The organism is Nostoc sp. 'Peltigera membranacea cyanobiont' 213, assembly GCF_002245975.1.
GTDB lineage: Bacteria > Cyanobacteriota > Cyanobacteriia > Cyanobacteriales > Nostocaceae > Nostoc.
The window spans coordinates 1-14,851 of the sequence record NZ_NOLI01000067.1 but is presented as its reverse complement, the minus strand read 5'-3'; the positions used below and the strand labels follow the sequence as shown (position 1 = coordinate 14,851).

Genomic DNA, 14,851 nt, shown 5'->3' with positions numbered 1-14,851 from the left:
GAGAGGAGAAGCCAATACTGCTTATCTGAAATGTATTGAGAGCCAAATTTGCAATGAAAATTATGGGTTTTCGCCGAATAAAGGATTTTATACCCCTACTTATACAAGTAACTAAAGTCTCACTAGGCTTTAAATCCTCTTATGTAACTCTCTTAAATTTTGAATTCTTTAATTGGTTCTTTTTGAACTTTTTTGATAGCGAACAACAGCTATATTAAAATATACGGTAAGTTACGGCAAGCCGAGAATACTAATATCAATTTTATTTGGGGTTTTAATTCCCTGATTTAACTCTTTTTAATTGTTAATTATGCATCTCTCTTCGTGTAAAAGATAATTTTTAAGCACATAAACAAATTTCCGTGTTCGCTTCTCTACATAACTGTTTTCAATTAGATAATATTGGGGCTAACTTTGGAGAAGATGCTATTTCCCCCTCATTATGCAAATCTGCCAAAATCCCAATTGCTCAAACCCATTCAACTCTGATAGCAATAGATTTTGTGTGAGTTGCGGACAAAGCAACTTTGGCAAACTTCTAAGAAGCCGTTACCGTGTATTAAGACTATTAGGTGAAGGTGGATTTAGTAGAACCTATGCTACAGAAGATGTAGATAGACTAAACGCGCCTTGCGTCATCAAGCAATTTTTCCCACAATTTCAGGGAACCGGACAACGCACCAAAGCCGCAGAATTTTTTAAAGAAGAGGCTTTTCGGTTGTATGAACTAGGAGAGAATCATACCCAAATTCCTAGATTACTAGCTTATTTTGAACAAGGTACTAGTTTGTATCTTGTTCAAGAATTTATTCAAGGAAAAACCCTCTTACAAGAAGTTCAGCAGCAAATTTATGGTGAAAAACACATTTGGGAACTGTTAGCTGATTTATTACCAGTTCTAGAATTCATTCATGCCCATAACGTCATTCATCGGGATATCAAACCAGAAAATATTATCCGTCGTGCTAGTGATGAAAAACCCGTATTAATTGACTTTGGTGGTGCTAAACAGGTAACACAAACCAGTTTAGGAAGACAAGCAACAGTAATTTATACGCTTGGTTATGCCCCAACTGAACAAATGGCTGGATTTGCTTGTCACGGTAGTGATTTGTATGCTTTGGGTGTAACTTGCGTGCGTCTTTTAACTCGATGTTTGCCTTTGCAGGATGCTTCTGGACAGGTTAATGACCCTATTTATGATGCCATGAATGCTAAATGGATGTGGCGCGAGCGGTTAGAAGAAAAAAGTATTACTATCAGCGACGACTTAGGAAGAATTTTAGATAAATTACTAAAAAATCTAGCAAGTGAAAGATATCAAACAGCAGTAGAAGTTATCAACGATTTGAAGTTTACAACATCGAATATTGAACCTGTTGCCCTGAAAATTACTTCAATATCTCAACCCATGTTACCGCCGCTACCACAAAAAGTAATAGTCCCATTACCTCCCTTAGAAACCTTTGAATTTGATGTGGTGACAGTAGACACAGGTGGAAGAGAAGTAAACCGCATGAGTGGTAATGCAAATTTCTTTGCGGAAGAATTGGGTAAATCTGTCACATTAGAAATGGTATCGATTCCTGGCGGTACTTACATGATGGGTTCACCAGAGTGTGAAGGAGATGCTGACGAACGTCCTCGACATAAAGTTACTGTCGAACCATTTTTTATGGGGAAATTTCCTGTAACTCAAGCCCAGTGGAGAGTAGTAGCAGCTTTACCCAAAGTCAAACAAGCTTTAAATCCCCATCCATCGAAATTTAAAGGTTTAGATAGACCTGTGGAAAATGTATCTTGGTATGAGGCTGTAGAATTTTGTCTCAGACTATCAGAAAAAACTGGACGCGACTATCGTTTACCGAGTGAAGCGGAATGGGAATATGCTTGTCGGGCTGGAACTACAACATCTTTCCACTTTGGCGAAACCATAACTTCTGAGTTAGTTAGTTGCACTATCGAACCAAAAACCAAATTCCGTAAAGAAACAACAAACGTCGGCAGTTTTGAAGTTGCCAACGCTTTTGGATTGTACGATATGCACGGGCTAGTTTGGGAATGGTGCGCTGATTCGTGGCACAACAATTACAGCGATGCACCCTCAGATGGAACAGCCTGGGAAGTTGGCGGTGATATTAATCGCCGAGTGCTACGTGGTGGTTCTTGGAGTTTCAACGCCGAACTGTGTCGCAGCGCCAGCCGTAGCTGGAATGAGTCAGACGGTGGGTTAAGGGTTTGTGGCTTTAGAGTAGTATTTTCTGTAGAGGAGATTATTTAACAATTTAATTGAGAGGCTGTATAAATTATGAAAGACAAGATTGAGAAGGGGGACATAGTACTTGTTAATAAAAGTGGAAAATATCACAACCAGGTGGGTGAAGTTAGTGCGGTTGATTACAATATTTTTTTCGTCAAAATAGTGATAGTGAAGTTAGGCAATGAACAAGAAACTTTTGAAGAGAAAGATTTACAATTACAAACTAAAAAACCGAGTCTTGAAGAAGTCATTGCATCAATAGATAAAATTTTAGAAGAAGTTGAACAGATTTCCAACTTGCCGACACAAGAGCAAGTAGAGTTACCCAACCGTCTGAAATATCTTAAATTAGATATTCCTAAATTAGATAAGCAGTTGATTCAGAAAAACTTCGACAGTATAGATAAGATATTCGCCGCAACAAGAGAAATAGACTCATCAGCAAGCTTTTGGCAGGAAATAGATTCTAATTTGGAGAAAATAAGCTGGTGGATTAGAACAAGTCTGTGAACAAACAAGTAAGTAGGCGAGAGGGAATTAAACTATGGGTTTTGTAAGCACCAGTGCGTTGATTGGTGTCAACTTAGCGTAAAAACCATCTGAGGGGGTGACGAAATTTGTGCGTTAGTTAGATTTATGATTTTTTGGTGCTAAATTCCTATTCCCAGCCTTTAACTATCACACTATTTTAGCCTTGCCACGCCACTTACTTTATAAAAAATTTAAGAAAGTGCTTTGCCTCTTAACCTAATCTTATCAATAATTTGAGGAAAAACCTATCTTTGACCACATCATGATTGCTAGATTTAAGGCTAAATAATTGGTGTTGGGCATAATTAAACGTAACTATATTTTTATAAGTTTTTATCCCTAATGCCTTATCCCTTATATTCTATGCTTCATTGTGAAGAGTTAAATTTATTTTTGCCCACCCATTTTAATTTTTATTCATAACTGTATGACTTAAAGTTTGGTATTAACTTGACACTTTCCTCATATAAATTTTAAGAAAGTGTTTTTTTCTCTCTTGAGGGTTAAATTTTAGCGTTTATGCATAAGTTTATAGATTAATAAAGAGGCTTTTATTAGATAAAATAAATTACAAATGTCATCAGGGATATATATGCGTTTTTCTCAGTTTGCAGGGATTGTTAGTTGCACTACCGCAGCTTTTATATCAATTGCACCCATGCAGGTAGAAGCTGCAACTTTTAAAGTAATATCAGGAGTTACCAGTATCGATCGCGATCATGAAGATATTCTTAAAGGTATCGGGCTAACCTTGACAGGCAGAAATAATACAGTTGCACCAATTCCGAGTAATTATTTAGTTGGCTTTAACATCGATTCAGCCACCAACTTCACGTTTAGCGACGAGGGCGGTTTTACTCCGCTTTCAGGGACAATCGAGCATACTGGTACTGTTACCTTCAATAATCAAACTACTGTTGGTGACTTTTCAATTGGTTTTGCTCCGGGACGTACTACTGAAGGTGCTAGCGGATTTGTTTTAAGAGACACATTTTCTTTAGATACAATTTTGTTTGATTTGAGTCTTCCAGAACCTGCGGTATTTGATGGTCAAAATTTAACCATCCCTGATGTTAAATTGCTGTTTTCCCCAGAGTTTGCCAAGATACTAGGGAACCCTGACTTGACAGGTGTGTTTGCTGGAACTGCAAGAATTGATGCTCAAGTTGCTGCCGTACCCGAACCTGATAGTGTACTAGCAGTTTTGGCAGTGGGTGCGGCTCTCTTGGCAACTAGATTTTATACTCAAAAAATTAAATGCACTTGATATCTTGAAGCATTGCTAAATGCTTACTAAGAGGTGCAAGGGTATTGGCAGCAATCAACCCACTGGCGGCAACTGCTGGTAAACCAATACCGGGAAATGTTGAGTCGCCACAGCACATCAGTCCTGGTAGGGGTGTGCTGGGGCCAGGAAACATACCACTTCCAGCTTGAATTGCTGGCCCATAAGAACCTTGGTGACGGCGGAGATAACGTTCGTGAGTTAACGGTGTACCAACAAGTGTGACTTCACAACGAGAGCGAATATCTGGAATTACCCGTTCTAAAGCTTCCCACATTATTTCAGCACGCGATCGCTTTTGTTCGATATATTCCTGGCTCCTTCTATCCATTCCCTGCCAGATAGAGTATGGCTCATTACCAGGTGTATACACATGAATCACGTGTTTTCCTGCTGGCGCTAAGGATGGATCGAGAACTGAAGGGATGGAGATAACCACCATATTCTGAGGTGCTGTTATGCCCAATTCCCAGCTATTAACCACAATATAATGACACCGCAAATTTGACTGCAATCCTTGAGCATCAATGCCGAGATGTAGATGCATAAAGCTATCACATTCTGGTGTAGCTTGTCGTTTGCGGCGGTACTGTTTAGGTATTGCCTTTTCTGGTAGCAGCTTCAGTGTGTCCCAAACCGAGGCATTAGAAATTACTGCTCGTTTGGCGCGAATTTCGGAGCGATCGCGCAGACGCACACCCACCGCCCGATTACCTTCTACAAGCACTTCCTCCACATGAGCTAACAGCATCAGCTTTCCACCGTGACGCTCCAATCCTTGTACAAGGCTGTCAACTAAAGCACTACTCCCACCAATTGGATATTCAAGTACTGCGTCTGGCCGATACCAGTCCGCAAACATAAATGCTACCTCTGCGGCACTAGTGCCATCTGCGGGCAATCCAGAAAGGAGAAAGCAAAGCAAATTCAGCCAGTTTCGGGTAAATGACTCTTTAACAACCCCATCCATAATCCGGCTGAAGGGGCCCGTCAGCTTGATTATATTCGCCACATTCTTTGTCATAGATGGGAGAAATGGGCCCACAGTTCTAGCTGCACCAAAATCAAAGCGTAATGCGGCTGGTGGTATGGAAGTTGCAGCCCTTGCAAATGGTTCCATAACGCGCTGGAGTTCTTGCCATTCGGCTACAGCATCATTGCCACAAAATTTCATCAGCACTTCAGAAAATTGCTCGGCACCAACCGCCGTGTCAAAATCACCTTCAGGCAGACAACAACCCCAAGTATCGTAAGTGACACATGGTAATTCCGAACCAATTGCATCTAATACTTGTCGCAAAGGGTTAGCAGAGGGGCTGTAAGATAGACCAGAGTAGAGAGACGGGCCTGAGTCAAACTTGAAACCATTGCGCTCAAAACCATGAGCAGCGCCTCCAGCAATGGAGTGGCTTTCGCAAACTATCACATCAAAGCCATACCGTGCCAAAACAGCAGCACAACTCAAACCGCCAATACCGCTACCAATAACAACTATATCTGTATCTGTGTTTTGCATATCCTTGATGTTTGCAACAATAAGTTAAAACAGTTGTGGAAACTTGGATAATATCATTCGCTCCTCCATCCAGAAACCGCTCTAATTGCTTGATATCATCACTAAGGATGGACATAAAACCGTCAGTACTGCGTTCTTGAGATGAAAAATTTGATTCAGACAGACTTAAACTAGAAACTGAGTTTACTCAAGTCAAAGTAAAACTGGGGATTGGGGATTGGGGACTGGGGATTGGGGACTAGGGACTGGGAGACAAGAGGAGAAGGGGAATAACTAGCCCAATGCCTAATAACAAATGACTAATGACTAATGACTAATGACTAATTCATATTGGAGAGAGGAATTTGAAAAATCAGCAATTGGGAAATTGGCAAACCACAGTTTTAGGAATTGTGTTAGCAACACTAGTGATTTTTGGACTAAATTCCTTTATCATTATCAACCCAGGACAAGCAGGAGTGATTAGCATCTTGGGTAAAGCTAGAGACGGCGCTTTATTAGAAGGGATTCATGTGAAACCGCCTTTTATCTCAGTGATAGATGTGTATGATTTAACTGTCCAAAAATTTGAAGTACCAGCAGAGAGTTCTACTAAAGATTTGCAAAATTTATCTGCGAGATTTGCAATCAACTTTCGCCTCGATCCCATAAAGGTAGTTGAAGTTAGAAGGAAACAAGGAACCTTAGAGAATATTGTATCGAAAATCATTGCACCACAGACTCAAGAAGCATTTAAAATTGCAGCCGCCAGAAGAACAGTAGAAGAGGCAATTACTAAAAGAAGTGAGTTAAAAGAAGACTTCGATCAAGCGTTAGGCGATCGCTTAGACAAATATGGGATAATTGTGTTAGATACTAGCGTAGTTGATTTAGCATTCTCGCCAGAATTTGCCAGAGCAGTGGAAGAAAAACAAATTGCTGAACAACGGGCACAAAGAGCCGTTTATGTAGCACGGGAAGCAGAACAAGAAGCACAGGCAGATGTGAATCGTGCTAAAGGTAGGGCAGAAGCTCAAAGACTTTTAGCAGAAACACTCAAAGCCCAAGGAGGACAGTTAGTTTTGCAAAAAGAAGCAATTGAAGCTTGGAAAAGTGGCGGCGCTCAGATGCCCAAAGTCCTCGTTATGGGTGGTGACTCAAAAAGCGGTGTCCCCTTTATATTCAACCTTGGGAATGTCCAAAATCAACCGTAAGGGGTTGGCATTAAATAACAAACTCCGTTATAAAATTTGCTCTGAGTTCAGACAAATTTTATAATACTTGGACGATTCCCAATCTCAAATCTAAAATCCCAAATAGTATAATTTGGGCTAGTCCCAACTCAAACACAACAGAAAAACCAACAAGATCCTGATCAAAGTTTATGTCAACCCCCAATCCTGAAAATCTCACCGCAGAAGAAGCGAAAAAATTACTGAATAAATTTAACTGTTTAGACATTGCGCCTATCCTCAATGCATCCGAAAAAGCAGTAATTCGTGATGCACTAATTTTGGTAAAAAACCTTGCTGATTATCAAATCTTAGGGATTTGTGCTGATACAGCAGAGGAAGGAATACTGGCTATGAAAACCTATTCTCTAGCTTTGGGTTATGAACCACCAAACAATTTACTGACACCTGAAGGGCCAGTTTATATCAAATTAAATGGTAAAAATGGCTTGTGTTATCTTGATTCTTATGCCGGACATCATCGTGGTGTATTAGTATCTTGTCAGTCTTACCACGAAGACGGAATCAACGAAATGTATGGACATCTACCCTTGGATTTATTTGTATAGAATTCGGCGAATGTAGGTAGAGCCTGTGCTTTACCTACTAATTAACGACTAATGAAAAATTACTAGATTTTATGAGTATTATTACACTTCAGTCGGTTAAAAAAGACTTTGGCATCAAAGAAGTTTTAAAAGATGCCAGTTTTAGCCTCGATGCTACCGATAAAGTTGGCTTAATTGGTACTAATGGTTCTGGAAAATCAACCCTGTTAAAAATGATTGCCGGGTTAGAATCCATTGATAGCGGTCAAATTATCATCAACTCTGGTTCTAAAATCATTTATTTACCCCAGCAGCCAGATTTAGATGAGAACCACACAGTTTTAGAGCAAGTTTTTGCAGACAGTGGCGAACATACGACTTTAGTGCGTGAGTATGAGGAACTATCAGATAAATTAGCTCACTATCCAGATGATAGCCAACTAATGTCTCGCCTATCTGTGGTGATGCAAAAGATGGATACAAATAATGCTTGGGAATTAGAAACAAATGCCAAAATCATCCTCACAAAATTAGGAATTTCTGACTTTGAGGCCAAGATAGGCACTTTATCTGGAGGCTATCGCAAGCGCATTGCATTAGCATCAGCATTGTTAGCAGAACCCGATGCTTTGCTGATGGATGAGCCGACAAACCATCTGGATGCTCTTTCTGTTGAATGGTTACAAAGTTATTTAAATCGCTATCGCGGGGCACTTTTTCTGATTACTCACGATCGCTATTTTCTAGATCGCGTCACCAATCGGATCGTTGAAATCGACCGAGGCGACATTTACACCTATACAGGTAACTATTCATATTACCTCGAAAAGAAAGCTTTAGCTGAAGAATCTGCCGTCAGCAGTCAACGGAAACATCAAGGCTTATTGCGGCGCGAGTTGGAATGGCTGAAAAAAGGGCCAAAAGCTAGGAGTACTAAGCAAAAAGCTAGAATTGACCGCGCTCACGCTCTGCGGGATACTGAATTTAAACAAGTTCAGGGTAAAGTTGATATTTCTACCGTTGGTCGTCGTATTGGCAAAAAAGTTATTGAATTAAATAACGTTTCTAAAGCATACAATGGACGCACTCTGATTAATAATTTCACCTACGAATTTAGTCCAGAAGACCGCATTGGTATCATCGGCGCTAACGGTGCGGGTAAATCGACTTTAATGGATATTATTACTGGTCAGATTCAGCCAGATTCAGGTATTGCAGATATTGGGACTACAATTCACATCGGTTATTTTGACCAGCATTCTGAAGAATTGCTCACAGCTTTAAACGAAAGTCAGCGCGTGATTGATTACATCAAAGAAGAGGGTGAATTTATCAAAATCACCGATGGAACTCAAATTACCGCTTCGCAAATGTTGGAGCGGTTTTTGTTTCCTGGTAATCAACAATATGCGCCAATTAGTAAACTTTCTGGTGGTGAAAAACGCCGTTTATTTCTGTTGCGAGTTTTGATGGGTGCGCCCAATGTGTTGATTTTAGATGAACCGACAAATGATTTAGATGTTCAGACTTTGGCAGTATTAGAGGATTATTTAGAAGATTTTGTTGGGTGTGTAATTGTAGTTTCTCACGATCGCTACTTTCTCGATCGCACCATCGACACAGTATTTTCCTTTGAGGAAGGCGGTAATCTCCGACAATATCCAGGTAATTACTCGATTTATCTGGACTATAAGAAGGCTGAAGAGGCACAGCAACAAGCTGCTAACGCTAAGGAAAAGCCGAAAAATGTCGAAGTCCAAAATGGTTCGTCTGCGCCCAAGGATGTAGAGAATACAAAGCGGCGGAGGTTATCTAATTGGGAAAAGAAAGAATTTGAGCAGTTGGAAGGTAAAATTGCCGAGTTAGAGGCACAGAAGGCAGAAACCGAGAAAACGCTAGGGAATGTGTCACCGGGCAATTATAGCGAAGTGCAAAAGCTGTACGATCGTGTCGAAAAGCTCAAGCACGCGATCGATGTGGCGACTGAACGCTGGTTAGAATTGGCTGAGATGGAGTCTTGATTTTTTAACATAGCGTGAATTTGCCGAACCGCTTCTTGTCTTGAACCCTTACGGTGTACGCACAAGTCTGAAATAGCTGACTAATCAAGGTTTTAAGGTCAATTTTACCCCACCCTAACCCTCCCCTTATAAACTATTCATTATCAAGGGGGGTTAGGGGGGATCAAGAAGTGCCTAAAATCACAGCCAACCACTTTTAAAACATCCTCTTAGAGACGATGCGATCGCTACTCTCAAAGATGGGGAATAATATTGTGCCTTTGGGGGATGATGGTGATGAAGGTACTTCTCGGTACATGAAGGCGGCAGGGATTGCCATCGATGAGGAGTATTATCGTAAAGTGGCTAATGCCAAAGATATTTACTGGAGGACTTACACCAGTAGACAGCACCAAGATTACCTAAAGCCCGAAGAGGTTTTGCACATTTTAATTTATGTTTACTAAACCCAAAATACTTTTATCCTGGCTTGTATTATTACTAAGTTTTGCAAGTTTATTTCTCAGTTCTTGGATTATTCTTCCGCCTCCAAATATGTCTTTACTCACCTTAGCAGTGGGAGCGCCAGAAGTTAGCCCTTGGTTATTGTTATTAAATTCACTCTCTTTATTGCTTTCTTTTTTCTGCATTCGTCGCCGTCAATTACAACGCCTAGCTTGCATTTTCAGTTTAATCGGATTGCTAATTTGTGCATGGGTGTTAGTGAATATCCCACCAACTCAAATACAGATGGCTAAAGCGATGAAACAAGGGTTGGGAGAAAATTATTTAGAGCAAATTCCAGCCCAAGTAAGGGCGAAAATGCAAACCCATCCCTTTAACTTAGTTAATTTTGTCGGGGGTATTCCATTAGGTAAAACCCGTCATCAAAAAGATATTATTTTTGCAACTCCTGCGGGAGTGCCTTTAAAAATGGAAGTTTACCAACCGTCAGAGGTGGGGAAATATCCAGCAGTGGTAGTAATTTATGGTGGAGCTTGGCAATATGGCAATCCTCATGCCAATTCTGAGTTTAATCAATATATTGCTAATCATGGATATACAGTATTTGCAATCGACTATCGACACGCACCTAAATATCAGTTTCCGACTCAGTTAGATGATGTGCGTACAGCCTTGAATTTTATTCGCAAACATGCAGCAGCTTATGAAGCCGATCCAGAACGCATGGTACTTATAGGACGTTCTGCGGGAGCGCACCTAGCAATGCTAGCGGCTTATCAACCAGATGCACCACCCATTCGGGCTGTAGTTAACTATTACGGGCCTGTTAACTTACCTGGAGGATATAAAACACCACCATTTCCCGATCCTATCAACACCCGCGCTGTTTTAAAAGCATTTATGGGTGGTTCTTTAGAGGAATTGCCTAATCAATATCAAATTGCTTCACCGATAAATTATCTAACGCACCCTTTACCGCCAACTTTATTAATTTACGGTAGTCGTGACAATTTGGTAGAAGCGCGATTTGGCAAAAAGATGTATGAACGTTTACATGACTCTGGTAATACTGCGGTTTTTCTACAAATTCCTTGGGCAGAACACGCTTTTGATGCCGTTTTTAACGGTGTGAGCAATCAATTAGCGTTGTATCATACTGAGAGGTTTTTAGCTTGGGCGTTGTTTAAGCAATAATTTCACTAACATACAGCAACAATCAGAGCATAAAGACTCATTAATGGAGTTCAAACACTCATTAATGGAGTTCAAAGGCTCATTAATGGAGTTCAAACACTCATTAATGGAGTTCAAACACTCATTAACGGAGTTCAAAGGCTCATTAATGGAGTTCAAAGGCTCATTAATGGAGTTCAAAGGCTCATTAATGGAGTTCAAAGGCTCATTAATGGAGTTCAAAGGCTCATTAATGGAGTTCAAAGGCTCATTAATGGAGTTCAAAGGCTCATTAATGGAGTTCAAAGGCTCATTAATGGAGTTCAAAGGCTCATTAATGGAGTTCAAACACTCATTAACGGAGTTCAAAGGCTCATTAACGGAGTTCAAACACTCATTAACGGAGTTCAAAGGCTCATTAACGGAGTTCAAAGGCTCATTAATGGAGTTCAAAGGCTCATTAATGGAGTTCAAACACTCAATGAGATTTACTTCTAACTCCTAACTCCTCACTATTTCTGCGGCCAACGCCAGTTATAGCGATTCCATTCGTAGATTCCTTGAATTTCATACTCAGCGCCGTTGAAGAAGCGGACGACGCAATTAGTAGAGGAATCATCACCATTGCTAATTTCCTCGACTTTAATCACCATACAGGGAAACCATTCCCGCTTACAAGGGCCATCTTCTTGCACCCATTCCCATAGTGCATTGGAAACTTCAATGCGATCGCCTACTCTTAACTTTAGTGCATCCTCAAAATAAGAATACTTATCAAAATGGCATGACTGAACGCGATTCAACCACTGTAAACCATAGCGTTTCCGAATAAACTGTACTGTTCCAGAGTGATTTTCTAGCAGCCAGTCGTTGAGTAATTGCACTTTCCAAGTGCGGTTGCGTTGTTCTTCGTCTTTAACAAACTGTAAAAATGCTTCTAACTCCTCTGGGGTAAGTTCATCTAAGGGATTAGCAATACTTGACACCCCAGAGGTGTAACTTCCCTGAATTTGCTCGATTACTTGCAGTAATATCTGCTTCTGCATGTCAGTGAGAGGACAGCTTGCTGCATCACAATCATTAAAGGCTGCGAGCATAGATGCTTCAATCTCATCTGGAGTCATAATTTAATGGCAATTAAGGGTTATTTCCTTAATTATTGCAAAGGTTAAATTAAAGTCTTCAATCCCTTGTAGTGAAATTCAGGTAAGCTGAGATTATAAGTTACATATTCTTGGATTCAGTAACGGGGTCTTGTATGCGGTTGCGCTCACTCACGGTTGTTTTGATTTCCTGTTTCATCGCATTTCTATCGTTGGCGATCGCTCCCTCTGCTGTAGCGTTGACACAGATTAGATTATTTGATGTTACTTATAAGGATTGTCCGCCAGAACTAGCAAAAGGGGCTGTAATTAGTAGTGGTAGCGCAGCTGCTAATTGCTTTATTGTTATTGGCAAGGCAGAAAATGGCACTAATAAAACAGTCTACGATGCAGATATTTTTGGACGCATCTATGATGCTAATAATGACTCAGTGATGCAAAACCGCACTCGTTTAGGTTCTATTGCTGAAGTCCCAACAGGTATTAGCGATTTTGAGTTGAGAATTTCTGTACCTGCCAATCAGCCTACTCCGTTGAAGCTAAAGCAGTTTAAAGCAGCTGGATTTAGCGGTCAAGTGCGTAGATAATATCATGTCCGCTCGCGATCGCTTATTAAACCCGAAGAACCTGACCCCGCCAAAGTTATGCTTTGTCTTCCCTCGCTGCAAACCTACGGTATACACTACAAGTCTTGCCGCAGCCATATCTTTGTTAATGAATCTAGTAGTCTATCAACTTAGTTTTGCGGGATAAAAAAACGAACCGCAAAGGGCGCAAAGGTCGCAAAGAAAGAGAAAAAGAAGAGAATAAAAATTACCTTGATAGACTACTAGCAGTGTGTTTATATCCCGCCCTGAATCTTCAGTTCAGGGCGGGATTTCGATTAGTGTAAAAGTTTCACTTTTTCCCACGGGCTGCTAGGAGTTCGAGAATTACTCCATTTGTCCAGCCAAAGCCAACTTCGTTAGAACTGTATCCAAAGGAAATATCGTCAGAAACGTTGGCAGAACAGCGTTCAACATCATATTTCTCAACTAGGGTGTTATGACGCTCGAATTCTTTAACCACCATAGCCAGAAATTTATTGGCAATGCGATCGCCTTCTGTATGAAACCCATAACGGTGAAGTCCTTGCACAGCAATTAATGTCAGTGGTGCCCAACCGAAGGGAGCATCCCATTGGTTTCCGGTGACATGAGTACTGGTAAGAATTCCGCCTGGGGCTTCAAACAAAGAGAGATTTTCCACGACGCGCTGGGCTTGGGCTTGAGAAGAAATTCCTAGCCACAGGGGATAGAATGTGGTGGCAAATTCGTAGCAACGGCGTTTTCCACTCTGGAAGTGATAGTCGCAATAGAGTCCTCGTTCTTCATTCCAGAGAAATTGATCGATCCGATCGCGCCGATATCCGCCGCGATCGCGCCATTGTTTTTCTAGTTGTTCGTTCCCTAAAATAGCGTTAATTTGCGCTAAGTCTTGTTCTACCTGATATAGCAAAGTGTTGAGGCACACAGGAGCATAGTGGAGGATATCAGCACTGAAGGGGCCAAATCGGTTGGTGATATCAAAACCGGACTCGCGCATGGTGCGATCGGCTTTGTAAAATAGGTGGGTCAGTTTATCATTTTCCCGATCGTAGTAAAGATTAACGTCGTAATCGTCAACCTCATTGGTTTGGTAATATTCCTTGACGCGATCGTAGTGGCTTTTTCCCTCCTCATCTCGCTCGGAGAACACAACTTCTGGCGCGGGGCCTTCGCCAAAGGCATAAAATCTGGATAAGCCGGTTCCAGGATTCAAATGGGGCGGTACTACCCAGTAATAGTAAAATTGTTCTAGCAGGGGTACGGTCGATCTCAACCACTCTTCATCCTGGGTGTGCTGGAATAATGCCAAAACCATCATGCTGAGGACAGGGGGTTGCGATCGCGACAGCATATAAGTCCGGTTGGCATTGAGGATAGTGCCGTAATGCTTCACCTGGTACAATAATTGGTCAACCTGGCTTTGCGCTAGCTCCCATTCCTCATCGTGCAAAAGTCCTAGTAATATAAAGTAGCTGTCCCAGCCATACATTTCGTTAAATCGACCACCTGGTACAACATAAGGCCCTGGTAGGTATAGTAAGCCATGCTGTTTAATCGCTTCCACTTCTGACGGCAAAGTGCGAATTTCGAGCTGTTGCATATCTTTGGGATATAGCGATCGCTCTAACACACGCTGAATGTCGGGACAATCTTCTAAAGGGGAAATGTAGACAATCCAAGGAGTATTGGTTTTGTGGTCTAGTTTGGTATCCTTGGCAGATTGTAATAAGTGTTCGTGCGATCGCGTTAAGGTTTTCCACGTTTTTTTGATATGGAAGCGCACTTTGTTTATCTGCGTGGTACTAAGTTGTGGGGGAGTGGTCATAATTTAATTTGGCGGGGTGTTGAGGAGTTTTGGAGGAATTTTTTTAACGCAGAGGGACGCGGAGTTTTTACGGTATCTGGAAAACGTCTCTCCTAGAAGGCTACCGTGTACACACAAGCCTGAAATAGCAGGTTTTACCCCACCCTAACCCTCCCCTTATAAAGGCTACGGTGTACACACAAGTCTTATAGAGTTGCCCCAGAGCTTTTTGATCCCCCAACCCCCCGATAAATTGGGGGGCAAAATTCTCTTAAAGTCCCCCAATTTATCGGGGGATTTAGGGGGATATCTAACGATTTTGGGTCTGTACAGAGATGTGTGTACACCGTAGGTTACTAAGGTGAGGG

General features: G+C 41.3%; 13 protein-coding genes. 10 read left to right on the top strand and 3 right to left on the bottom strand.

Features of this window, described 5'->3' with window-relative positions; genetic code table 11:
* Window positions 1–442: 442 nt before the first annotated feature.
* From CDG77_RS18625 to CDG77_RS18615, 3 genes are all read left to right on the top strand, one after another.
* Window positions 443–2,281 (top strand): bifunctional serine/threonine-protein kinase/formylglycine-generating enzyme family protein, encoded by a 1,839-nt coding sequence (locus CDG77_RS18625; protein ID WP_181154328.1) that lies wholly within the window; start codon window positions 443–445, stop codon window positions 2,279–2,281.
* 27 nt (window positions 2,282–2,308) lie between these two features.
* Window positions 2,309–2,770, top strand: coding sequence for a hypothetical protein (locus tag CDG77_RS18620; RefSeq protein ID WP_094330827.1), 462 nt, complete (start codon window positions 2,309–2,311; stop codon window positions 2,768–2,770).
* A 595-nt stretch (window positions 2,771–3,365) separates the two neighbouring features.
* Entirely contained in the window at window positions 3,366–4,058 is a 693-nt protein-coding gene (locus tag CDG77_RS18615) for a hypothetical protein (protein ID WP_223269866.1), read from the top strand.
* On the opposite strand, the gene CDG77_RS18610 is transcribed toward CDG77_RS18615, so the two are convergent.
* The gene (locus CDG77_RS18610; protein ID WP_094330825.1) at window positions 4,045–5,592 is read right to left on the bottom strand and encodes a phytoene desaturase family protein; all 1,548 of its coding nucleotides are present in this window, start codon (window positions 5,590–5,592) and stop codon (window positions 4,045–4,047) included. The genes CDG77_RS18615 and CDG77_RS18610 overlap by 14 nt on opposite strands.
* 344 nt (window positions 5,593–5,936) lie before the next feature.
* Between CDG77_RS18610 and CDG77_RS18605 the strand changes: the two genes are divergently transcribed.
* The 6 genes from CDG77_RS18605 (at window position 5,937) to CDG77_RS37685 (ending at window position 11,494) form a co-directional block, all read left to right on the top strand.
* Window positions 5,937–6,785: a prohibitin family protein gene (locus tag CDG77_RS18605; RefSeq protein ID WP_181154327.1), complete on the top strand. Its 849-nt coding sequence runs from the start codon at window positions 5,937–5,939 to the stop codon at window positions 6,783–6,785.
* A gap of 170 nt (window positions 6,786–6,955) precedes the next feature.
* The gene (locus tag CDG77_RS18600; protein ID WP_094330823.1) at window positions 6,956–7,372 is read left to right on the top strand and encodes a DUF1824 family protein; all 417 of its coding nucleotides are present in this window, start codon (window positions 6,956–6,958) and stop codon (window positions 7,370–7,372) included.
* Window positions 7,373–7,443: 71 nt separating this feature from the next.
* Window positions 7,444–9,372: an ABC-F family ATP-binding cassette domain-containing protein gene (locus CDG77_RS18595; protein WP_094330822.1), complete on the top strand. Its 1,929-nt coding sequence runs from the start codon at window positions 7,444–7,446 to the stop codon at window positions 9,370–9,372.
* A gap of 239 nt (window positions 9,373–9,611) precedes the next feature.
* Window positions 9,612–9,818 carry a hypothetical protein gene (locus CDG77_RS18590; RefSeq protein ID WP_094330821.1) on the top strand — a complete coding sequence of 69 codons (207 nt, stop codon included), beginning with the start codon at window positions 9,612–9,614 and terminating at the stop codon, window positions 9,816–9,818.
* The gene (locus CDG77_RS18585; protein ID WP_094330820.1) at window positions 9,808–11,010 is read left to right on the top strand and encodes an alpha/beta hydrolase; all 1,203 of its coding nucleotides are present in this window, start codon (window positions 9,808–9,810) and stop codon (window positions 11,008–11,010) included. Before CDG77_RS18590 ends, CDG77_RS18585 begins: the two co-directional genes overlap by 11 nt.
* A 43-nt stretch (window positions 11,011–11,053) precedes the next feature.
* The gene (locus tag CDG77_RS37685; RefSeq protein WP_223269865.1) at window positions 11,054–11,494 is read left to right on the top strand and encodes a hypothetical protein; all 441 of its coding nucleotides are present in this window, start codon (window positions 11,054–11,056) and stop codon (window positions 11,492–11,494) included.
* Window positions 11,495–11,501: 7 nt separating this feature from the next.
* Here the strand turns inward: CDG77_RS37685 and CDG77_RS18575 are convergent, their stop codons facing one another.
* Window positions 11,502–12,113: a hypothetical protein gene (locus tag CDG77_RS18575; protein ID WP_094330819.1), complete on the bottom strand. Its 612-nt coding sequence runs from the start codon at window positions 12,111–12,113 to the stop codon at window positions 11,502–11,504.
* A gap of 134 nt (window positions 12,114–12,247) precedes the next feature.
* Between CDG77_RS18575 and CDG77_RS18570 the strand changes: the two genes are divergently transcribed.
* On the top strand, window positions 12,248–12,679 hold the full coding sequence (locus tag CDG77_RS18570) for a biotin carboxylase (protein WP_094330818.1): 432 nt from the start codon (window positions 12,248–12,250) through the stop codon (window positions 12,677–12,679).
* 310 nt (window positions 12,680–12,989) lie between these two features.
* Here CDG77_RS18570 and CDG77_RS18565 read toward each other — a convergent pair whose 3' ends face one another.
* Entirely contained in the window at window positions 12,990–14,504 is a 1,515-nt protein-coding gene (locus CDG77_RS18565) for a trehalase family glycosidase (RefSeq protein ID WP_094330817.1), read from the bottom strand.
* Between the last annotated feature and the right edge of the window lie 347 nt (window positions 14,505–14,851).